We start from the raw sequence: 21,492 nt of genomic DNA on the forward strand, positions 1-21,492 counted from the left end.
TTCGGTTTGCGGGTTAAAGCAGCACCGTGCAGATGGTGGGACTGCACTCGCATGAGAACTCGTGATGATATAGAACTAGTTGCGGACAAGTGAAGGCCGGCCACGTGCCTGCGCCATGAATTGCATCCGGGGATCAGGGGCGCGCCTGGGGCTGATCGGGGTGCCGCTTCTCGGCACAGTATCCTCAGGAGGCGCCCCATCGCTCAACGACCATGGCTCCGCATTGAGCAAGGTCATCAGGCCCGGCAAATTCCCGATGGCCGCCTTCGGCGGCCATCGGGGCGTTTACTTGATAGGATCGGGCTTGATGCTCTACGCGCGCATCGGCAGCAGGGGATAGCCGACCATGACGGCGCGCCCGAGCAGGGCTGCGACGAAGGCCTTGATCACGTCGCCGGGAATGAAGACCATGGAGCCGACGAAGGCTTTCGTGAAGCCCAGGCCGGCGACGGTGGCGAGATAGGTGATGCCGAAGGCGTAGAGCACGACGATGCCGCCGGCCATGGCGGTGAGGAAGAAGCTCACCGTCTGCACCAGGCCGGATTGCCGATCGTTGATCAGCCGCTCGCTGAGATAGCCAGTGACGAAGGCGGCAAAGATCCAGCCGATCAGGAAGCCCGCCGTCGGCGACGCGAAGATGGCAAGCCCGCCGCGGCCGCCGGAAAGCACCGGAAGACCGATGGCGACCAGCACCAGCACGATCAGCACGGCAATCGCGCCGCGCCGCGCGCCGAGCACGACGCCGGCCATCATGACACCGAGCGATTGCGCGGTGATCGGCACCGGAATGAAGCCGAGGTAAATCGGCGGCAGCAGGCCGAGCGCCACGATGATCGCGGCAAAGAGGGCGGTAAGAACGAGATCGCGAGTGCTCATCATCAATTCCGTGTTTATTAATCTTTAACTCACATGCCGCCGAATGCCGCGCGCGTCAATCGCCGCGGCAATATTATCCGCATCCCTGAGCGTCAGGATGATCAGCGGTGCAAGCAGCGTTATTGGCCGGACCTTCAGCCCGCGGGCCCTGTGCGCCTCGCGAATCGCCTGATAACGGCCGACGATCTCAGGTACGAAACGCACCACCAGCCCAAGCGCCAGGCCGATATCGTCGGCCTGCACCCAGCCTATGCGTTCGAGCGGGCGGGCAAGTGCGGTCACCTCGTCGATGAACTCGGTGATCGAGGTCGTCGCCGTCACGGTGGCGGCGAGCAGCATCAGCGCCGTCAGCCGCAGCAGCGGCACGAGCGCCTGCTGCCAGGGGTTGAAGATGAGGTTGAAGAGCGCCACGATCGCAATCGTCAGAAAGATCGGCCGCAGCCGCCCGAGGGCATCGGCAAGCGGCATGCCGACCATGCTGTAGAGAACGGCCGTCAGCAGCACCGCGATCGAAAGCAGGACGAGATTCCCGCTGATGAACAGGAGGACGCCGAAGGCGGTCAGCGACAACAGCTTCAGCCGCGGCGAAAGCCGGTGCATCACGCTATTGCCTTCGACATAGAGCGACTGCATCAGGCGGCGATCTCCTTGTAGCGGGCGATCGCCTCGGCAGCCGGCGCATCCGCCGCAAGCCGCCCTTCATGAAACAGCAGCACCCGCTCAAAATCGGCAATCAGGTCCAGATCATGGGTGATGATGATGGCGCTTTCGTCAAGTCCGGCGATAATCTTCTCGACCAGCGCCCGGTTCTTGAGATCGAGCTGGTTTGTGGGTTCGTCGAGGATCAGAATGCCTGGCCCCGTCGCCAGCACCGAGCAGAGGGCGGCCACCTGCAGCTCTCCGCCGGAAAGCTCATGCGCCCGGCGATCGGCGAGCGCCTCAGCGCCGAAACGGGCCAGCACGCCCTCGACCTTCGCCTCGATCTCCGGCTTGGTGAAGCCGCGCCGCTTCAGCCCGAAGGCGATGTCGTCCCTGACGATCGGCAGGATGATCTGGTTCTGCGGCGATTGGAAGATGAAACCGACATCGGCCATAGCAGCTTTTTCATCGCTCGTATCGCGGCCGTTGACGCTGACGCGGCCGACCGACGGTTTGGTCAATCCGTTGATCAGCCGGGCGAACGTCGTCTTGCCCGAACCGTTCAGCCCGATGACGCCGATGCGTTTCCCACGGATGCCGAGCGTCAGCGGCTGCAGCGCCACCCGCGCCCCGAAACTGACCCCGGCACCTTCGAAACGAATATCCAAACCCATCCCTCGCATTTTTCATCGGAGGAGATTGCCGATGCCGGCCCCTCATCCGGCTGCCGCCACCAACCGGGGTCGAGCCACGTGTCTCGACCCGTCCTTCGGACCCCCGTAAACGGGGCGAAGGGACTATGCCGCAACCTCTCCGTTCCCCCGCCAACCTCTCGCAAGGCACGTCCCCTCTCCCCGTTTTTACGGGGAGAGGGTTAGGGTGAGGGGCAGCCGCTCGGCGCCAACCTGACAGCACTGCTTCTACAAAGCGCAAATCTCGCTGTCGATATCCGATCACGATATCGGGTGGCTAGGAAGATTTTCCGGATTATGATGTCGCCATGACGAATCTGCTTTCCAATTCCGACGCCCGCCGTGTCTTTCTTGCCAAGCAGGGCCTCAGCGCTCCACCGAACCGCGCCTTGACCAAGGCCGGCCTGCTGCAGCTCATCCATGAGCTGGGTTTCGTCCAGGTGGACAGCATCCAGACGGTGGAGCGAGCGCATCACCAGATCCTGTTTTCCCGCAACCAGACCTACAGGCGCGAGCATCTCACCGCGCTCCTCGAAAAGGACGGCGCGCTGTTCGAGCACTGGACGCATGACGCCTCCATTCTGCCGAGCGCCTTCTTCGTCTATTGGAAACACAAGTTCCGCCATCAGGAGAAGGTGATCGTCGAACGCTGGCGCAAATGGCGCGGCGAGGGCTTCGAGGCGGCTTTCGCGGAGACCTATGAGCGCGTTGAGCGCGACGGCGCGATCCTGGCGCGCGACATCAAGGCCGACGGCCACGTCTCCGGCGGCTGGTGGAACTGGCATCCGAACAAAACGGCGCTCGAATATTTCTGGCACACCGGCAAGTTCGCCATCGCCGGCCGCTCCAATTTCCAGAAGATCTATGACCTGGCGGAACGTGTCATCCCGGCCGAATTCCGCGAGCCGGAGGTGAGCCGCGAGGAATTCGTCGATTGGGCCTGCCGCAGCGCGCTCGCCCGCCTCGGCTTTGCCACCCATGGCGAAATATCGGCCTTCTGGAACCTGGTCTCGCCCGATGAGGCCAAGGCCTGGGTCTCGGCCCATCGCGACGAGCTGATCGAAGTGCTGATCGAACCGGCGCTCGGGGCCAAGCCGCGGCCGTCCTGGGCCTTTGCCGATTTCCTCTCCACCCTCGACGATTACCCCGGCGCGCCGCCGCGCATCCGCGTGCTCAGCCCCTTCGACCCGATGATCCGCGACCGCAACCGCGCCGAACGCCTGTTCGGCTTTTTCTACCGCATCGAGATTTTCGTGCCCGAGCCGAAGCGCGAATATGGCTACTATGTCTTCCCGCTGCTCGAAGGCGACCGGCTGATCGGCCGCATCGACATGAAGGCGGATCGGAAGAAATCGACGCTCGATGTCAAACGGCTCTGGCTGGAACCGGGCGTCAAGCCGTCGGCCGGACGGTTGGAGAGGCTGGAGGCGGAGCTGGATCGGGTGGCGCGGTTTGCGGGGGTGGATAAGGTGGAGCTGCTCGACGGGTGGAGAGGGTAGTCGAACTACCCTCACTCCCTCATCCCTGTGCTTGTCACAGGGATCCAGCGCACCCAAGTCCTTGGGTGCGGGAAACTCTATTCGTAGAAGCAAATGAGTCATTCACGGCGCGGACGCGCCGTGGCTGGATTCCTGTGACAAGCACAGGAATGAGGGATGGCGAGGGTCCGAGCCCACGCCCGTTCAGCAAATCTCTGTCTTGCTGATCTTGATCCCAAAACCTTCCAGGCCGACATAGTGGCGTTCGCGGCTGGTCAGCAGTTTGATCGAGCTGACGCCGAGATCCCTGAGGATCTGGGCGCCGAGGCCGATTTCCAGCCATTCGCTGTCGCGGGTCTGGGCTTCGGCATGGGCTTCGCGGCCCTGGTTGCGGGCCTTGCGGCCATTGTCGGTGTGGCCGACGCCGACCGAGCCCTCACGCAGATAGACGATGACGCCGCGGCCTTCCTCGGCAATTTTCTGCATGTAGAAATCGACCGGGCTGTTCTTGCCGAAGAGATCCTCGGCGACATTTTCCGGATGCAGGCGCACCGGGATGTCGACGCCGTCGCGGATGTCGCCGAAGACGACGGCGAGATGCTGCATCGGGTCCCAGGGCAGGGAATAGGTATGGGCCTTGGCCTTGCCGAACGGCGTGTCGACGTCGAAGCTGGTGCCGAGTTCGATCAGCGTTTCCTTGCGCTGGCGATAGGCGATGAGATCGGCGACGGAGACGAGCTTCAGCCCGTGCTGCTCGGCGAAGTCGACCACCTGCGGGCCGCGCGTGACGGTGCCGTCATCGTTGACGAGTTCGGAGATGACGCCGATCGGCGGCAGGCCGGCAAGCTTGCAGAGGTCGACGGCCGCTTCGGTATGGCCGGAGCGCATCAGCACGCCGCCTTCGCGGGAGACCAGCGGAAAGATGTGGCCGGGACGGACGAAATCGGCGGCACCGACATTCGGATTGGCAAGGTTGCGCACCGTCAGCGTCCGGTCGTCGGCGGAGATGCCGGTGGTCGTGCCGTGCTTGAAATCGACCGAGACGGTGAAAGCAGTCGTATGGGCAGAATCGTTTTCCGCCACCATGGCGTTGAGGTTGAGGCGCTTGGCCTCTTCCTTCGGCATCGGCGCGCAGACGATGCCGGAGGTGTGGCGCACGATGAAGGCCATCTTCTCCGGCGTCGTATGGACGGCGGCGACGATCAGGTCGCCTTCGTTTTCGCGGTCATTGTCGTCCATGACGACGACGATCTCGCCGGCCTCGAAGGCCCTGATGGCGTCGACGACGCGCTTCTGATCATAAGACATGAGGGCGCTCCTATTTCAGACGGCCGGTCTGGCCGCGGTCGCGAAGATAATGGTCGGCGATGGCGCAGGCGACCATCGCCTCGCCGATCGGCACGGCGCGGATGCCGACGCAGGGGTCGTGCCGGCCCTTGGTGCGGATGTCGACATTCTTGCCGTCGGCATCGATCGACTGGCGCTCGGTCAGGATCGACGAGGTCGGCTTGACGGCGAAACGCGCCACCACCGGCTGGCCGGTGGAGATACCGCCGAGAATACCGCCGGCATTGTTGGAAAGGAAGATCGGCACGCCGTCATTGCCCATGCGCATCTCGTCGGCATTGTCTTCGCCCGAGGTTTCGGCGGCGGCAAAACCATTGCCGATCTCCACGCCCTTGACGGCGTTGATCGACATCAGCAGCGAGGCGATATCCTGGTCGAGCTTGGCATAGATCGGCGCACCGAGACCGGCCGGCACGCCTTCGGCGATCACTTCGATGACGGCGCCGATCGACGAGCCGGTCTTGCGGATGCCGTCGAGATATTCCTCCCAGACCGGCACGATCGCCGCATCGGGGGAGAAGAACGGGTTCTGTCCGACCTGGTCCCAATCCCAGTTGCGGCGGTCGATCTTGTGCTTGCCGATCTGCACCAGCGCGCCGCGCACGGTGACGCCAGGCACGACCAGACGGGCGATGCCGCCGGCCGCAACGCGTGCGGCGGTCTCGCGCGCCGACGAGCGGCCGCCGCCGCGATAATCGCGAATGCCGTATTTGAGGTCATAGGTATAGTCGGCATGGCCGGGGCGGTATTGCCTTGCGATCTCGCCGTAATCCTTGGAACGCTGGTCGGTGTTTTCGATCAGCATGGAGATCGGCGTGCCCGTAGTCGTCATCGTCTCGCCGTCGGCGTCCAGCATGACGCCGGAGAGCACCTTCACCAGATCCTCCTCGCGCCGCTGCGTGACGAAACGGGATTGCCCGGGCTTGCGCTTGTCGAGCCAGACCTGCAGGTCGGCAAGCGTGAAGCGCAGCCCCGGAGGGCAGCCGTCGACGACGCAGCCGAGCGCCGGCCCATGGCTTTCGCCCCAGGTGGTTACGCGGAAGAGGTGACCGAATGTATTGTGCGACATGTGTTCCCACGGTGGCGCGCCAAGGCCGGTCGCCGCCGGCCGCGCCATTGCTTGAAAAGGCGCGACACTCATAGGCCAAAAAACCGCCGAGGCAAAAGCCTTTCTTTGCGTCAAACCGGCAGGTGCGGAAATGCTGTTTCCGGATGACGATGCCTTCCGGCGTCCCGCCGTCGGAAGGCGGCGGTCATGAGGCGAGCCGCCACCTCGTTCCGGTTGCTTCCGCGGTGAAATCGTCGAAGGACAGCGGCCGCGAGAAGGCATAGCCCTGCAGGATATCGCAGCCGAGATCGCGCAGCAATTCGGCATGCGCTGCCGTCTCCACCCCTTCGGCCACCGTCTCGACACCGAGCGAGCGGGCGATTTCGATGATCGAGCTGACCAGCGCCCGCTCCTGCGTGGCACTGACGATCGGCTGCACCAGCTGACGGTCGATCTTCAGCCGCTTCGGCTTCAGCTTCAGCAGGCTGACGATCGAGGTATGGCCGGTGCCGAAATCGTCGATCTCGATATCGATGCCGAGCGCCTTGATGCGCTCGAGATTGTGCGAGACGACGTCCTCACTCTCGTCGAGGAAGATCGATTCCACCAGTTCGAAGGAGAGTTCGCCGGGACGGATATGCAGATCGGCGAGCGATTCCAGCAGGCTGCCGTCATGCAGCCGCCGCGCCGAGACATTGACCGAGACCTTGGGCACGGCAATACCGCGCGCCGTCCAGCGCATCTTGTCGCGCAGCGCCGTTTCCAGCACGATGCGGTCGAGCATCTGCACGACATTGATCTCGTCGGCGATGCGCAGGAACTTGTCCGGGGTGAGCAACCCCTTGGAGGGATGCTTCCAGCGCACCAGCGCCTCGACGCCCGTCAGTTCCATCGTGCGGGCCGAGAATTGCGGCTGATACCAGGCGGTGAATTCGCCATTGTCGATGCCGGCAAGGATCTCGTCTGCCGTGCGCTTGGTGTTGATGATATCGGCCTGCAGATTGTGATTGAAGAATTCGAAGCGGTTGCGGCCCATGCTCTTGGCGCGGTAAAGCGCGATATCGGCATTGATCAGCACCTTGCGCGCATCGACATGGGCACCGTTGGCAAGCGCCACCCCGATCGACACGCCGCAGCGGCAGGAAAAACCCTGAAAATCGATGGGCTGGCGCATCTCCTCGATGATCCGCGTCGAAAGCTCCGCCATTTCCTTGTCGCCGACATCGAGCGCGAGGATGACGAATTCATCGCCGCCGATGCGCGCAACGAGATCGCTGCCGCGGACGTTCCTAGCGAGCACTTTCGAGGCATGCACCAGCATCGCGTCGCCGGCGGCATGGCCGAGCGTGTCGTTGATTTCCTTGAAGCGGTCGAGGTCGATGTGCAGGATCGAGAATTTCTGCCGCTGCCGGCGGCCGTCATGGGTGAGATTTTCAAGCGCAATGTCGAGCTTGCGGCGATTGGCGAGTGCGGTCAGCGGGTCATGCAGCGAATTGTGTTCGATCCTGTTCTTGGCAAGCTCGAGCTCGATATTCTTGGCGACCGCCTCGTCCTTGGCCGCCTTCAGCCGGATCGTCATCAGCACGTCTTCGGTGGCATCGAAGGCGATGCCCATGATCTTCATTTCGCCGGTCCCCGTCTGGTGGACCTTGCCGACCGAGCGCACATAGCGCACCTGGCCGTCGCTTGCCATCACCCGGCAGACGAGGGTGTGCGTATCGCCGTTCTTCTTGAAGTAACGTGCGCTTTCGAGCGCCGAGGCCCGATCCTCGGGGTGGATGCAGCCAAGCCAGATCTCCTCGGTCATGAATCCGTTGCGAGGGGCAAGCCCGTAGAGCTCATGCATGCGCTCGTTCCAGATCGAGCCGCCCCGGCCGAGCCGCGCTTCCCAAATGCCGCATTGATAGGAATCGAGCGCAAGGTCGAGCCGGCTCGACAGCTCGGCGAGCTCTGCCTCGCGGCTGGAAAGCTCTTCAAGCGCCAGCTCCAGCTCGGCATTCTTGACCTCGCTCATGTCCCTGGCCTTGCGCAGCGTGTCGGTCGTCTCCGCATCTGTCGTCACGTCCCAGACGATGCCGATCGTCTTGCTGACGCCGGCGGCATCCTTATACAAGGCGCCGACTGAGCGGAGATGGCGAATACCGCCATCGGCAAGCAGGATGCGGTATTGCGCCGTACAGGCCGCGCCGGCGATGCTGCAGCTGAAGAAGTGCACTTCGGCTATGTCTCGGTCCTCGGGTAGGATCGTCGCCAGCCATTCGTCGAGCGCCCGGCTTGTCTCCTGCGCCGGCTTGCCGTGCAGGGCGGCGGCGCGCGCATCCCAGAGCAGGCTGCTCGTATGATCCTGATCCTGCAGCTCCCAGATGCCGATATTCGAGGATTCCAGCGCCAGATCGAGCCGTTGCGACAGTTCCTTGAGTTTCGCCTCGCGCGTCTCCAACTCGGTGATGTTGCGGTTGCGTTCGCCGAGCAGGAGCGTGGCGAAGAAGATCGGGACGATGATGATGATGCCGGCGGCACCGACGATCAGGCGCAGCTCGGTTCGGTTTTCCGGTATCGCGTCCCAACCGCTGTTCGGGACGACGGAAAGCTCCCACTTGCCGCCGGCAAAGCCGATCTTCTGACGCATCGGATCCTTGCCGTCGATATCGGACGACCCGAAGAAGGGTGCCGTCGTCGCGGCCCTCGCCGGCGAGCCGATATCGCGGATGGCGATCGAAAGATGGTCGAGATGCGGATACCGTTCCCGGTTCTCGCGGTCGCGCGCCGGCATCAGCCCCGTCGCCTCGTAGAACATCGGCTGGTCGATGACGAGCTCGACCGCCCCCCAGACCCGCCGCTGGCCGTTCTCCTTGACGAAAACCGGGAAGAATATGGCAAAGGCGTCCCGGCCGTCGATACTGATCGGGCCATAGAAACGCGCCGACTGATCGCCGGCCGCGGGCGTCATCGCCTGGCGTGAAAAGAGCGCTTCGCGCACGTCGCGGCCGATCCGCTCATTGCCGGATTGCGGCGGGTAGACGTTGCTGACGATGAAATCGGGGGCGACGGCGATATGGATGAAGGGTGGATTCTGGATCAGCAGCCAGTTGATCTGCCGCTCTATCTCCTCTCCCTTCGCCGCGCTGACGGAGATCAGGTTGGTCAGGTCGCGGACGATGCTGAGGTCCATGTTGATCTCGGCCATGACCCGGGCGCGAATGAGGTTCGCCTCGCTTTCGGTGCGGATATGAAGTTCGCGCTCATAAGCCGCAGTATTGGCCCGGTCGAGGCCGAAGCCGACCAGGATGACGACAAGGGCGACGAACGATGAAACCAGAAACGAGACGCGGATATTCTTCAACACGCGCCGTAACTGCTTGTTGTCGCTCAGCCTGGAAAGCAAAATGATACCCCCATATTCCGGGCAACTGTAGGGCGCGGGGGTTAATTTACGATTGCCCGCAGGCAATGCCGAAAAGTCCCGGGAAGGGAAAACCCGGGTTACCGCGGCATCTTGATTATATTTAAAATCCTATTCATCAATTGGGCGGGAAAAGCCATTCTTCCGGGCAATTTTCGCCATATTCAGGAGCTTATCTGTGGCCAGTCATTTTTCCGTGCAGCCTCTCGTGCAGCGTTTCAAAAGGATTGTCGCCATGCGTTTCGTCGTCGCCACGCTTTTGGCAACAGCAAGTTTCCTCTCACCGATGAGCGGTTTTGCCGAGAGCGCCGATGTCGAGGCGACGATCAAGAAGGTCGACACAGCAAATCTCGTGCTGACGCTCGATGACGGCAAAACCTATCAGGCGCCTGAGGAATTCAATTTCGACGGCCTCGAAGCCGGCGTGAAGGTGATCGTCTTCTATACCGAGGTCGACGGCAAGCGCGTCATCAACGATCTCGATATCGTCAAGTAGTCAGGACTCTGGAGGAGGCAGCTGCCCCTCACCCTAACCTGACCGGGGTCGAGCCGCTGGTCTCGACCCGTCCTTCGGACCCCCGTAAAAACGGGGCGAGGGGACGTGCCATACGAGACGTAGATGGGACGGAGAGGTCGCGGCATGGTCCCTTCGCCCCGCGAGCGGGGAGAAGGTGGCGGCAGCCGGATGAGGGCAGGTCTCGGCAATCTCCTGGGCCGACAACTCGCTCCTATCCCCAACCCGACCTAACTGAGCGGGCTGGCGATGCCTACAGCCAGACGATCGTCCGCTCAGCGGTGTCGATCCTGGCGATCCGGTCCTGCGGGATTGCGCCTTCCGCGGCACTGCTCTTCGGCAGGTCTGATATCGTCTGGAAAAACGTGCGGATGACGCCGCCATGGGTCACGCAGACCGTCGGGCGATCGACCGATTGCAGCCATAAGCCGGTGCGCCAGGAGAGGATTTCGTAGCTTTCCGCGTCGTCGCCGGGCGGGATGAAATCCCATTTCGAGGCGTTGCGTTCCGCCACTCGCTCGCGCTGCGTCGCCTTCAGCTCCTTCAGCGTCGAGCCTTCCCAGTCGCCGAAGGAAATCTCGACCAGCCGCGGATCGGTGCGATAGGCAAGCGGCGGCAGGCCCATCGCGCTGCGCATGATTTCCATCGTCGCGCGGGTGCGGCCGAGCGGGCTTGCGACGAAATCGAAGTCATCGACCGTGTCGCCGAGAATCCCGGCAAGTGCCACGCCGTTCTGCCGGGCTTGTTCCAGGCCCGTGGCATTCATCGGGATATCCTTCTGGCCCTGCAGGCGGCGCTCCGCATTCCAGGCGGTCTGGCCGTGTCTGATCACGTAGATAAGCACGGTCTCGCATCCATATGAAGGGGATCAGTCCTTGACGACGGAAATGTCGGGCGCGTCGACCGCCTTCATGCCGATGACATGATAGCCGCTGTCGGCATGGTGCACTTCGCCGGTGACGGAACGCGAGAGGTCCGACAGGAGATAGAGGCCGACATCGCCGACTTCCTCGATGGTGACGGTGCGGCGCAGCGGCGCGTTATATTCGTTCCACTTCAGAATGTAGCGGAAATCGCCGATGCCGGAGGCGGCGAGCGTCTTGATCGGCCCGGCCGAGACGGCGTTGACGCGGATGTTCTGCGGCCCGAGGTCGACGGCGAGATATTTGACGCTTGCCTCGAGCGCGGCTTTGGCGACGCCCATGACGTTATAGTTCGGCATTACCTTTTCGGCGCCGTAATAGGTCAGCGTCAGCATGGCGCCGCCATCCGTCATCAGTTTCTCGGCGCGGCGTGCGACCGAGGTGAAGGAATAGACGGAGATCTGCATCGTCTTGGCGAAATTGTCGGCCGAGGTGTCGACATAGCGTCCGGTCAGCTCGTCCTTGTCGGAGAAGCCGATCGCGTGCACGAGGAAATCGATCTTGCCCCACAGCTTTTCGACGTTGGCGAAAACCTCGTCGATGGTGGCTTCGTCGGCGACGTCACAGTGGCCGACGAGTGTCGCGCCGATTTCGGCGGCGAGCGGCTCGACGCGCTTCTTCAGCGCATCGCCCTGATAGGTGAGCGCGACTTCGCCGCCCTGCGCATGAATGGCCTTGGCAATACCCCACGCAATCGAACGATTGTTGGCGACACCCATGATGACGCCGCGTTTGCCTGCCATGAGGCCGGATGCTTGAGCCATATTTCGCTCCCTAGGAATTCTGATCGATCCTGCCTATGGCATAGGCCGTTAATCGGTTCAAGCTTGGCCTGGATCATCAACTGTTAGGTATCGTAACAAAGGGTGCGAATGTCATAAAAATTTCATAGGAACAGGCCTTCGCGCATGCTCCGCATGAGATCGGTGACTTTATCGTCGGGTTTTTCCCACAGGATAATGCGCAATTCGACGACGAGATCGCCTCTGCCGCCCTCTTCGCGGGGCAATCCCTGACCGGGGATTCTGATCGTCTTGTCCGAGCCCGACCATGCGGGGATGGTAACGTTCAGCGGCCCGCTCGGTCCGTCGATGCGCGCCTCGGTGCCGAGCACGGCATTTTCGATGCTGAGCGGCAGCACGGCGTGCAGATCGAAACCGTCGACCGTGAAGCGCGGATCGGCTGCGATGCGGATGTTGATGACGGCGTCGCCCCGCTGCATGCCCGGCAGCTTGAAACCTTGACCTTTGAGCCTGATCTCGTGACCGTCTGTCGTGCCTGCCGGCAAGGCGAAGCCAATTTCGCGGCCCTCCGGCAGCGACGCGGTGATCCAGCCGCTCTTCAAGACGTCGTCGATCGTCACCGTCGCCGTCGTCACCTCATCGGGTGCTTTTTCGAGACCCGTATCCTTGGCGCCGGTGAAACGGCGTACCAGGTTTGTCAGGATGCTGAGCGGCAGCGGCAGGGTGGCGCCGGCATTCGCGACGGTCTCGCCGGTTTCCTCGTCGCCCTTGGTGTCGGCCTCGGCGGCGTCGCCTGGCTGCTGGTTTGGGGCCTGCTGGTTCTGGCTCTGCTGGTTTTGGGTCTGTTGGTATTGTGCCTGTTGCGGGCGAGCCTGCGCCTGGCCGCCGGCCGCAGCACGCGCCTGGGCGCCGAAAATGCGCTCGACCATCTCGTCGGCAGGCTCAGCCGTTCCCGCCTGTTGTCTGGAGCCGTCGGCGGCCGCCTTCTGGGCGGCACGCGCCAGCTCTTCCATCACCCGCTCGGCATTGGCCTGCGCCGCCTTGGCGCGGATCGCAGCCTCGCGCGCGGCCTGGCGCTGCTGCATGATCGTCTGTTCTTGTTTCTTGGCTTCGGCCATCCGCACGGCATTGTCGAACAGGCTGCGTTTGCGCGGGTCCTTCAGCGTTTCATAGGCGCGGCCGATCTCGGCGAACCGGGCCGTCGCCGACGGGTCGCCCTGATTGTGGTCGGGATGGGCTGATTTGGCCATGTTGCGCCAAGCCGCCTTGATCTCGTCTGCTGCCGCGTCGCGCTTGACGCCCAGAATTTTGTAAGGATCGCGCATGTCAAAACCGCCGGTGTTGCGATGCGGGAAGCCACGTCCTTGCCCGGCATCCCGAAACTCCAATATCACGTGCGCGGCGCCACCCGCCGCAAAGGCAGGCAGAGCCACTCTCAACGCCGATCGTGCGTTGGAGTTGCTAATCACTTCTTATTTCTATGGAGAGATGTGGGGTGTTTTGCCCCGAATGGTTAGCTCTTTGCTAAGCATTCGCTAGAAAGCCGTCGGGCGTTAACCTGTCGGTGAACCAGATCGGCTCTCCCGCCGGATTAACTTTCCCGCCGGATTAACTTTCCCGCCGGAATCAGCTTTCCCGCCGGAATCAGCTTTCCGGCTGGAAGCTCAAAAGCTGCCAGTTGCCGCCGCCGACGAGGCAGGTCTTGCCGTAGAATTTGGCGATGCCGACATAGGAATGCCGGGTCGTGCGGAACTGGCGGCAGACCTGGCCCGACTCATTGTTCTCGACGATCGTATCGATGACGCCGGCGCTGCCCGTCGATGCATTCGCCCAGGGAAGCGGCTGGCCTTCGAGCCTTTGCACGTCCGCCGAGGTCACGGCGTTGCGCACAGTCATCTCGTCGGAGAGCGTGTCGGTGCTCGGCGGCGTCTGCGGCACGGTGCCGGTTGCCACCGACCGGTCGACCTTGGCTTCGCTCAAAAAATCCATGCCGCTGCCGACGCAGCCGGAAAGCGAAAGCATGGCAACGCCAATGACGAACAACGCGCTGCTGCGTTGCCGCAGGCCCTTTGTATGGCGATTTGACTTTGCTATGACTTCCACCCTGCGTCCTGTCCAGTTATCAAAAGCTGGGCGAGTTTTGAATAATCCGGGGCATTTGAACCAATATGTCGGCAAACGAGTTAACAAGCGGTGACTTTACCGAAAGTGGCGAACCCTTCAAGCTCTTTGCCGAATGGCTGAAAGAAGCGGAGGCCTCCGAACCCAACGACCCGAATGCCGTGGCGCTGGCAACGGTCGATGAGGATGGTCTTCCCAATGTCCGCATGGTTCTCCTGAAGGGATTCGATGACGACGGTTTCGTCTTTTACACCAATTTCGAGAGTCAGAAAGGCCGTGAAATTCTGGGCCAGAAAAAGGCCGCCATGTGCTTTCACTGGAAAAGCCTGCGCCGCCAGGTAAGGCTGCGCGGTCCCGTCGAGGTCGTCACCGACGCCGAAGCCGACGCCTATTTCCAGACGCGAGCGCGCGGCAGCCGCATCGGCGCCTGGGCCTCCAAGCAGTCCCGCCCGCTCGAAAGCCGATTCGCGCTTGAGAAAGCCGTGGCCGAATACACCGCCCGTTACGCCATCGGCGAGATTCCCCGCCCCGCCCACTGGTCGGGCTTTCGCATCCGGCCGACCTCGATCGAATTCTGGAAAGACCAGAAATTCCGCCTGCATGACCGCGTCGAATTCCGCCGGCCATCCCCGCAAGGCGAATGGGACAAGGTCAGGATGTATCCCTGAAAGGCCTACCGGCCCATCAGCTTCAGCGGAATGCCGGAGGCGAGCGCCGAGACATAGCGTCGCTTCTGGTAGAAGCCGTTGAGCGACATGCGGGGGAGATAGCCGGTCAGCTGCGCTGACGGCAGTCCGGGCTGGGTGGTGACCGCTAAGGTAAAGCCGAGATTGCGGGCAATCCTCGCCTCGCGGCCGGTCGCAGCCTCCGGTGTGCCATAGGGATAGGCGATCGTCTCGGGACGGATGCCGGTCACCGCCTCGACGTAATCAGCCGAAACCTGCATCTCGATCCGCGCTTCGGCTTCCGGCAGGCGGGCGAGCGCGCGATGGCTGATCGTGTGAGCGCCAAGCGATGCGAGCGGATGCCCGGCGAGCCATCGCAATTGATCGGGCCGCATCACCAGTTCGCGCGTGATATCGGTCGGCTCGATGCCGTTTTCCCGCGCCAGCCTGTCGATGGCGGCGACGGCGCCCGCCTCATCGGAGCGGTGGATATACCAGGCGAAGCGGTCGAAGGCGTGCCATTGCTGCTGTGGGCTGTCGAGCGCCAGTCGCTCGCTGCCGCGGCCGAAATCGAAGTGGATTTCGTTTTGCCGACGCAACAGGACGGCGAGCGTCTCCCACCAGATGCTGTGCGAGCCCTCGGCAAAACCCTGGGCGACGAACACTGTAAACGGCGCCCGGTGCCGCTCGAATACCGGCAGCGCATGCTCGAGATTGTTGATGTAGCCGTCGTCGAGCGTGAAAGCGGCAAACGGCTTCCCACCCTCGGGCTCCGCCAGCAGCCCTGGCACCTGATCGAGTGGCACGAAGCGATAACCCTCCCGCTTCAGCCGCCCGAGCGCCGCATCGAGAAAGCGCGGGGTGATTTCGAGATGCGCGTTCGGCTCGAAAGCCTCAGGCACGTGCGGACGGACATGATGCAGTGTGAAGACGACGCCCCGTCCGCGCGCTTGCCGCACCAGCCCTGCCAAAGCGAGCAGCCAGGAAAGCTCGAGCCCGGCGCCGATCGCTGCGCGTTTTGCCAATCGCTTCAATTGTCCCGTCATCCGCCGTCCGCCCCTGCCTTTGCCGGAAACTAGCAAGAGCGACTTAAGCCTTGCTGAATCCCGATTCGGCGCAGATGCTTCATTTCGCATTAACCAAGACGATGAAAAGACTAGAAAAATGGTAGGCGTTGCCTCAAAGTCGCGCCAAACTTACGGCTTCTGTCATATTACGGCACAAATGCCGATCTGACTGACGAGCCTGGCGCATCAAGGGGACATGCATGAGAAAGCTTCTGGCGGCTGTTTTGACCGTAACGCTTGCCGTTTCGGCGCCGCTTGCGGCCCTTGCCGGCAGCGCTTCCTTGATCCTCGATGCCCGCACCGGCAAGGTTCTCTCCGCCGAAAACGCCGATACGCTGAACCATCCGGCCTCGCTGACCAAGATGATGACGCTCTATCTCACCTTCGAGGCGTTGAAACGCGGCAAGATCGCCTGGGATACGCCGATCAAGATGTCGAAATACGCCGCCTCCCGGCCGCCGACCAAGCTTGGCGTCAAGGCCGGCGGCACGATCACCGTGCGCGAGGCGGTCTATGGCATGATCATCAAATCCGCCAATGATGCCGCCTCCGCCATGGGCGAGAAGCTCGGCGGCTCGGAAAGCGGCTTTGCCCAGATGATGACGGCCAAAGCCCGCCAGCTCGGCATGAGCCGCACCGTCTTCGTCAACGCATCAGGCCTGCCGGACGGCCGCCAGGTGACGACGGCGCGTGACATGTCGACGCTCGCCGTCGCGCTGATGAAAAATTATCCGAACGAATACCGGCTGTTTTCGGCGGCAAGTTTCAATTTTCGCGGCCGCACCGTGCGCGGCCACAACAATCTCATGTACCGCTACCAGGGCATGGACGGCATCAAGACCGGTTACACCAACGCCTCCGGCTTCAATCTCGTCAGCGCCGTCCGGGACGGCAACCGCCGCGTGGTCGGCGTCGTGCTCGGCGGCCGCACCGCCCGCAGCCGCGACGACAAGATGGCGGGTTTGCTCGACCGCTATCTCGGCCGTGCCTCCTCTTCCGGCGGCGCCAAGCTGGTGGCGAGCGTCGGCGCCAAGGAAGCCGTCGAAGTCGCCTCCGCCGCCGATGCTGCCGATGTACCGGTGCCGCTCAACGCACCGCGGCCAGTCGACGATCTCGCGGCCAAGAGCCTGGCCTATGCCGACGACGCCGTCGTGCCGCTGGAGCGCCCGGTCGCGATGGACGAAATCCTGAACGCCGGCAAGACAGTGAAGACCTCGGCGAAACAGGCTGATGGCGACTGGCAGATCCAGATCTCGGCCGCGCCGAGCGCCGATGCCGCGCGTGCGCTTCTCGCCCAGGCGCAGTCGGAAGGCGGCGCGCCGCTCGTTTCCGCTTCGCCCTATACCGAGGCGGTCGGGCAGGGCGCCAACAAGATCTACCGCGCCCGCTTCGTCGGCTTTGCCAGCAAGGATGCCGCCGTCTCGGCCTGCGATGCGCTGAAGCAGCGCTCCTATGACTGCATGCTGCTGCCGGACCACAGCTGATCGCCACCGCGCACTGCGGCAATTCACGCTGGACAAGCATCGGGAATCAGCGTCTCCTCCATAAACAAAAGGAGAACATCCATGCTGCGCCGTCTTGCCGACCAGTTCGAAGCCTCATCCTCCGTTCATGTCGCTGCCAACAATATCGAGCGCGATGCCGACTGGTTCCTGCTGAAGCTGCAGGAGGAAATGGGCGAACTGACCCAGGCATGGAACCGGCTGACCGGCCGCGGCCGTGCGAAGGGCCGCTCGCCTGAAGACATGCAGCGCGACCTCGCCGACGAGGCCGCCGACGTTCTCGGCCATCTCTTGCTGTTTGCCCGCCACAACGATCTCGATCTTGCCGCCGCGATCGAACGGAAGTGGCTGTTTCGGCCGGCGGAGGTGCCGAAGAGCTGATGCAGGTCGGCCGATAAAGTCAGCCGACCTTATAACGGTAGAACTTGCTGTCCACCGCCATCAGCGGGAAGGAGCGGGGCAGGGCGCTCTTGGCGATTTCGCTAAAGCCGTTCTTCTCGTAGAAACGATGCGCCGCGACGAATTTGTCGGTCGTGCCGAGGAAGATATCGGTGAGGCCGGCGTCCCTGGCATGGGCGATCAGGCGATCGAGGAGCCGTGCCGCCACGCCGTGCTCGCGGCCGCGCACCGCGGCTGAGACGAACATCTTGCGCAGCGCCGCCTGGTTGTTGCCGATGTCCTTCAGCCCAACCGTGCCGACGATGGCACCGTCCTTGACGGCGACCCAGAACTCACCTTTGCCGGACTGATAGAAATCCGGAATGACCCGGAGATCCGGCTGTGCATCCGCGGTGATGTCGATGCCGAATTCCTCGCGCTGGATCGGCAGGATCACCGACAGCACGGCATCGGCGTCATCTGATGCGAAGGGTCTGATTTCGATGTCCGCCATCAGAGAATCCTTTCGCCTCAGGTCTGCGTGCCGCCGACGGTGATCTGATCCATGCGCAGATGCGGCTGGCCGACGCCGACCGGAACCCACTGGCCGGCCTTGCCGCAATTGCCGATGCCGGTGTCGAGTTTCATATCGTTGCCGATCATCGACACCCGCTTCATCGCGTCCGGCCCGTTGCCGATCAGCATCGCGCCCTTGATCGGCGCGCCGACCTTGCCGTTCTCGATCAGATAGGCCTCGGTGCAGCCGAAGACGAACTTGCCCGACGTGATGTCGACCTGGCCGCCGCCGAAGGAGACGGCATAGATGCCCTTTTTCACCGAGGCGATGATCTCCTCGGGCGTCTTGTCGCCGCCGAGCATATAGGTGTTGGTCATGCGCGGCATCGGCACATGCGCATAGCCCTGGCGGCGGCCGTTGCCGGTGGGCTGCATGCCCATCAGCCGGGCGTTCTGCCGATCCTGCATGTAGCCGACGAGCTTGCCGTTCTCGATCAGCACGTTGTAGCCCGATGGCGTGCCCTCGTCGTCGATGGTGATCGAGCCACGGCGGTTGTCGATCGTGCCGTCGTCGACGACGGTGACGCCAGGCGCGGCGACCATCTGGCCGAGAAGGCCTGAAAAGGCCGACGTCTTCTTGCGGTTGAAATCGCCTTCCAGCCCGTGACCGACAGCCTCATGCAGCATCACGCCAGGCCAGCCGGAGCCGAGCACGACATCCATCGTGCCCGCTGGCGCGTCGATCGCTTCGAGATTGACGAGCGCCTGGCGCAGCGCCTCGTCGGCGCCGTATTGCCAGCTGCCCTCGGCGATGAAATCGCCGAAGCCGATGCGCCCGCCGTGGCCGTAGGAGCCGCTCTCCTGGCGATCGCCTTCGCCGACCATCACCGAAATATTGATGCGCGTCATCGGCCGGATGTCGCGCACACGGTGTCCGTCGGCACGCAGGATATCGACGACCTGCCAGCTGGCGGCGACCGAGGCCGTCACCTGCCGCACCTTGTCGTTCTTGCCTCTGAGATAGGCGTCAATGTCCTGCAGGACCTTGACCTTCTCCTCGAAGCTTGGCTGGCCGATCGGGTTCTGGTCGCCGTAGAATTTCTTGTTGGTGCCTTGGGGTGCGGCGGCATAAGAGCCGGAATAGCCGCGCGTCACCGCGCCGACCGCATCCGCCGCCCGCTTCAGCGCCGCCACCGAGAGATCGCCGGCATGGGCGTAACCCACCGCTTCGCCGGCCACGGCGCGCAGGCCGAACCCTTGCTCGGTGTTGAAGCTGCCGCCCTTCAGACGGCCATTGTCGAAGGTCAGCGCTTCCGCCTGTGAGTGCTCGATGAACAGCTCGCCGTCATCGGCGCCGGACAGCGCTTCGGCCACGTGCTTGCGCATCGTCGCTTCGGCGGCATCGAAAAGCGTCAGGAGATCGGTGGTCATGGTATGGCTCCAATGGGCATGCGTTCAGGAATGCACTTACTCCCTAGATAGGGCTCCACATAATAAGGAGTGAAGCCCCGCCGTCGAATAATTCTTTTTTAAAGGGATGGGAGCGGCAAAACGCGCCCTCCGTCATCCTCGGCCTTGTGCCGAGGATCTGCTACATATCAGCCGGCTGCAGATGCTCGGGACAGGCCCGAGCATGACGGAGTATGGGTTGAGCTTCTGGAGTAAGGGGAGCGTAGTTGCACTCTACGCTCGACGCCGTCGCAGCCCGCCATCACGGCAGAGCGTCAAAACCTTCGGCGAAGCCCTTGAGATCAACAGGAATGCCGATGCCTTCTTCGGGGGTCTGGAAGACGATGAAGGTTGCCTGGGCGCCGCTGCGGAAGGTCTTGAGCAGTTCGTCCTCGAGCACGACTTCGGCATAACAGCCGTCGGCGAAGCAGCGGACGAAATAGGCGCGGCCGATATCCTTGCCGTCCACATTGAGCCCGAGGCCGTTCGGCAGCAGCACGCCGAGCGGCGCCAGAACGCGCAGAATCTTCGACTTGCGGTCGGCGGTCTTCAACACGACGACGGAAAGCCCGACCTCGGGCCGGTCCTCGGCGATGACATTCTGCATCAGCGCGCATTGTTCGGTCGCGGCGCCTGCCGGCTTGTCGCAGACGACGGACCATGCGCCGTGATTGGATTTCACCGTGCCCGGCGCCTGCGGCTGGGTCTGGCCGGGCGTTACCTGGATATTCGGGCTGGCGGCATTCGGCTGCTGCGGCGCCGGGGCAGGAGCCGGCGCGGCAGCCGGCGGCTTGGCCGGTGACGGCGTGGGTTGTTGCGCGAAAACGGGCGTCGTCGCTGCGGCCGCGATGCTGGCAGTCACGAGAAGCGACTGCGCGAGGGAACGGAAACCCATGGAAACCTCTGGATATCGAATCATTGCGGCTATTGTTGAAGCTGCCCACCAAAAATGAAAAGCCCCACCCCGTGAAAACCGGGGGACTGCGGCGGAAATTGGACCTTTGCGAAATAATGTGTCGCGCGCGGATTGGCCGGAAAGCCGATTTTTCATATGCTGATGAAAAACTTGGGATGTTTTGCCGTTCCCGCCTGCCTATGCTTTCAGCAAAAATGCCGCATAGACAATTGCTCTGGCCTGTTGCGGCAAATGCCAAACTGTGGTTTGAAGCGCTGAAGATGGCAAGGATTCTGCGTTCTATTTTGCAGGTCAAGCGCTCGAGGGAGATAATAAGGTGATGAAGAAGGCTTATGCAGCCCTGACCACGCTGGTCTGTCTGCTTTTTGCTTCCGGCACATATGCCGACCAGCCCATGCCGTGGCAGGCGACGCTGCAGCCGGCGGCAACGCCGATCATGCGGGAAATTCATTGGTTCGAACAATATACCCTGTGGTTTATCGTTCCGATCACGCTTTTCGTTCTGGTCCTGCTCATCGTCGTCTGTTTCAAGTTCCGCGCCAGCGCGAACCCGGTTCCCTCGAAGACGAGCCATAACACGCTGATCGAGATTGCCTGGACCGTGGGGCCGGTCCTCGTGCTGCTCCTTCTCGCGATTCCCTCGTTCAACCTGCTGACGGCGCAGCTGACGCTGCCCGAAAACCCCGACGTCACGATCAAGGCGACCGCCACCCAGTGGCAGTGGAACTACGAATATGAAGGTTCGGGCGAGAGCCCGCTGGCTTTCGATTCCTACTTGCTGAAGGATCAGGATCGCGCCGCTGCCGGCAAGGAGGACAAGTCGATCTATCCGAGGCTTCTCGCCGTCGACAACGAGCTGGTCCTGCCTGTCAACAAGACGGTCCGCGTTCTCGTGACCTCGGCGCCGACCGACGTCATCCACGCTTTCGCCATGCCGTCTTTCGGCGTCAAGATCGATGCCGTGCCGGGCCGTCTCAACGAGACCTGGTTCAGGGCCGAGCGCGAGGGCCTGTTCTATGGCCAGTGTTCCGAGCTCTGCGGCAAGGACCATGCGTTCATGCCGATCGCCATCCGCGTCGTCTCCGAGGACAAGTACAAGCAGTGGCTGACCGCAGCCGCCAGCGACCTGCCCGGCGCCTACAAGACACTCATGGCCGCAACCGATGGTCCCGCAAAGACCCTCGACGTTGCCGAAGCACAGTAATTAAAGGGGAT

Annotated in this window: 21 protein-coding genes; 7 read left to right on the forward strand and 14 right to left on the reverse strand. The window is 62.7% G+C overall.

From position 1 onward, the window contains the following. Positions 1–312 precede the first annotated feature (312 nt). The 3 genes from PO860_RS02900 to PO860_RS02910 are packed head-to-tail and all read right to left on the reverse strand — an operon-like array spanning position 313 to position 2,183. A complete protein-coding gene (locus PO860_RS02900; RefSeq protein ID WP_273880356.1) occupies positions 313–876 on the reverse strand; it encodes a biotin transporter BioY in 564 nt (187 codons plus the stop codon). Positions 877–900: 24 nt separating this feature from the next. Continuing rightward, on the reverse strand, positions 901–1,509 hold the full coding sequence (locus tag PO860_RS02905; RefSeq protein ID WP_275038108.1) for an energy-coupling factor transporter transmembrane component T family protein: 609 nt from the start codon (positions 1,507–1,509) through the stop codon (positions 901–903). After that, positions 1,509–2,183, reverse strand: coding sequence for an energy-coupling factor ABC transporter ATP-binding protein (locus PO860_RS02910; RefSeq protein ID WP_275038353.1), 675 nt, complete (start codon positions 2,181–2,183; stop codon positions 1,509–1,511). Before PO860_RS02910 ends, PO860_RS02905 begins: the two co-directional genes overlap by 1 nt. 332 nt (positions 2,184–2,515) lie before the next feature. On the opposite strand from PO860_RS02910, the gene PO860_RS02915 reads away from it, so the two are divergent. Next, positions 2,516–3,706 carry a winged helix-turn-helix domain-containing protein gene (locus tag PO860_RS02915; RefSeq protein ID WP_275038109.1) on the forward strand — a complete coding sequence of 397 codons (1,191 nt, stop codon included), beginning with the start codon at positions 2,516–2,518 and terminating at the stop codon, positions 3,704–3,706. A 183-nt stretch (positions 3,707–3,889) separates the two neighbouring features. Here the strand turns inward: PO860_RS02915 and ribB are convergent, their stop codons facing one another. The 3 genes from ribB to PO860_RS02930 all read right to left on the reverse strand — a co-directional run bounded on the left by ribB (position 3,890) and on the right by PO860_RS02930 (position 9,465). Next, a complete protein-coding gene (gene ribB / locus PO860_RS02920; RefSeq protein WP_272783063.1) occupies positions 3,890–4,993 on the reverse strand; it encodes a 3,4-dihydroxy-2-butanone-4-phosphate synthase in 1,104 nt (367 codons plus the stop codon). Between the two features lie 10 nt (positions 4,994–5,003). After that, positions 5,004–6,101, reverse strand: a complete 1,098-nt coding sequence (aroC, locus tag PO860_RS02925) for a chorismate synthase (protein ID WP_183605925.1) — start codon at positions 6,099–6,101, stop codon at positions 5,004–5,006. Between the two features lie 184 nt (positions 6,102–6,285). Next, positions 6,286–9,465: a bifunctional diguanylate cyclase/phosphodiesterase gene (locus PO860_RS02930; RefSeq protein ID WP_275038110.1), complete on the reverse strand. Its 3,180-nt coding sequence runs from the start codon at positions 9,463–9,465 to the stop codon at positions 6,286–6,288. Positions 9,466–9,718: 253 nt separating this feature from the next. On the opposite strand from PO860_RS02930, the gene PO860_RS02935 reads away from it, so the two are divergent. After that, positions 9,719–9,979 carry a DUF1344 domain-containing protein gene (locus PO860_RS02935; protein WP_003569889.1) on the forward strand — a complete coding sequence of 87 codons (261 nt, stop codon included), beginning with the start codon at positions 9,719–9,721 and terminating at the stop codon, positions 9,977–9,979. Positions 9,980–10,250: 271 nt separating this feature from the next. On the opposite strand, the gene PO860_RS02940 is transcribed toward PO860_RS02935, so the two are convergent. The 4 genes from PO860_RS02940 to PO860_RS02955 form a co-directional block, all read right to left on the reverse strand. Further along, positions 10,251–10,841 (reverse strand): histidine phosphatase family protein, encoded by a 591-nt coding sequence (locus PO860_RS02940; RefSeq protein ID WP_275038111.1) that lies wholly within the window; start codon positions 10,839–10,841, stop codon positions 10,251–10,253. Between the two features lie 24 nt (positions 10,842–10,865). Further along, positions 10,866–11,684, reverse strand: a complete 819-nt coding sequence (fabI, locus tag PO860_RS02945; protein WP_049736024.1) for an enoyl-ACP reductase FabI — start codon at positions 11,682–11,684, stop codon at positions 10,866–10,868. Between the two features lie 122 nt (positions 11,685–11,806). Further along, the gene (locus PO860_RS02950) at positions 11,807–12,988 is read right to left on the reverse strand and encodes a J domain-containing protein (protein ID WP_183605928.1); all 1,182 of its coding nucleotides are present in this window, start codon (positions 12,986–12,988) and stop codon (positions 11,807–11,809) included. A gap of 319 nt (positions 12,989–13,307) precedes the next feature. Beyond that, positions 13,308–13,766, reverse strand: a complete 459-nt coding sequence (locus PO860_RS02955) for an RT0821/Lpp0805 family surface protein (RefSeq protein ID WP_273880360.1) — start codon at positions 13,764–13,766, stop codon at positions 13,308–13,310. A gap of 65 nt (positions 13,767–13,831) precedes the next feature. On the opposite strand from PO860_RS02955, the gene pdxH reads away from it, so the two are divergent. Continuing rightward, on the forward strand, positions 13,832–14,452 hold the full coding sequence (pdxH, locus tag PO860_RS02960) for a pyridoxamine 5'-phosphate oxidase (protein WP_183605930.1): 621 nt from the start codon (positions 13,832–13,834) through the stop codon (positions 14,450–14,452). Between the two features lie 5 nt (positions 14,453–14,457). Here the strand turns inward: pdxH and PO860_RS02965 are convergent, their stop codons facing one another. Continuing rightward, positions 14,458–15,495, reverse strand: a complete 1,038-nt coding sequence (locus PO860_RS02965) for a polysaccharide deacetylase family protein (RefSeq protein WP_275038112.1) — start codon at positions 15,493–15,495, stop codon at positions 14,458–14,460. 221 nt (positions 15,496–15,716) lie between these two features. Between PO860_RS02965 and PO860_RS02970 the strand changes: the two genes are divergently transcribed. Both PO860_RS02970 and PO860_RS02975 read left to right on the forward strand, forming a co-directional pair. Continuing rightward, the gene (locus PO860_RS02970; protein WP_275034342.1) at positions 15,717–17,000 is read left to right on the forward strand and encodes a D-alanyl-D-alanine carboxypeptidase family protein; all 1,284 of its coding nucleotides are present in this window, start codon (positions 15,717–15,719) and stop codon (positions 16,998–17,000) included. An 81-nt stretch (positions 17,001–17,081) separates the two neighbouring features. Further along, a complete protein-coding gene (locus tag PO860_RS02975) occupies positions 17,082–17,399 on the forward strand; it encodes a nucleoside triphosphate pyrophosphohydrolase family protein (protein WP_183605933.1) in 318 nt (105 codons plus the stop codon). A 19-nt stretch (positions 17,400–17,418) separates the two neighbouring features. Here PO860_RS02975 and PO860_RS02980 read toward each other — a convergent pair whose 3' ends face one another. The 3 genes from PO860_RS02980 to PO860_RS02990 form a co-directional block, all read right to left on the reverse strand. Further along, complete coding sequence (locus PO860_RS02980) at positions 17,419–17,910, reverse strand: GNAT family N-acetyltransferase (RefSeq protein ID WP_183605934.1); 492 nt, start codon at positions 17,908–17,910, stop codon at positions 17,419–17,421. A 17-nt stretch (positions 17,911–17,927) separates the two neighbouring features. Continuing rightward, the gene (gene tldD / locus PO860_RS02985; RefSeq protein WP_275038113.1) at positions 17,928–19,343 is read right to left on the reverse strand and encodes a metalloprotease TldD; all 1,416 of its coding nucleotides are present in this window, start codon (positions 19,341–19,343) and stop codon (positions 17,928–17,930) included. Between the two features lie 280 nt (positions 19,344–19,623). Then, entirely contained in the window at positions 19,624–20,280 is a 657-nt protein-coding gene (locus tag PO860_RS02990; protein WP_273880362.1) for an invasion associated locus B family protein, read from the reverse strand. A gap of 11 nt (positions 20,281–20,291) precedes the next feature. Here PO860_RS02990 and PO860_RS02995 point away from each other — a divergent pair, with 11 nt between their 5' ends. Both PO860_RS02995 and coxB read left to right on the forward strand, forming a co-directional pair. Next, positions 20,292–20,597, forward strand: a complete 306-nt coding sequence (locus PO860_RS02995) for a hypothetical protein (RefSeq protein WP_143540721.1) — start codon at positions 20,292–20,294, stop codon at positions 20,595–20,597. Beyond that, entirely contained in the window at positions 20,597–21,481 is an 885-nt protein-coding gene (coxB, locus tag PO860_RS03000) for a cytochrome c oxidase subunit II (protein WP_032983170.1), read from the forward strand. Before PO860_RS02995 ends, coxB begins: the two co-directional genes overlap by 1 nt. Positions 21,482–21,492 lie beyond the last annotated feature (11 nt).

The sequence above is a fragment of the Rhizobium binxianense genome (assembly GCF_028994275.1).
Lineage (GTDB): Bacteria > Pseudomonadota > Alphaproteobacteria > Rhizobiales > Rhizobiaceae > Rhizobium > Rhizobium binxianense.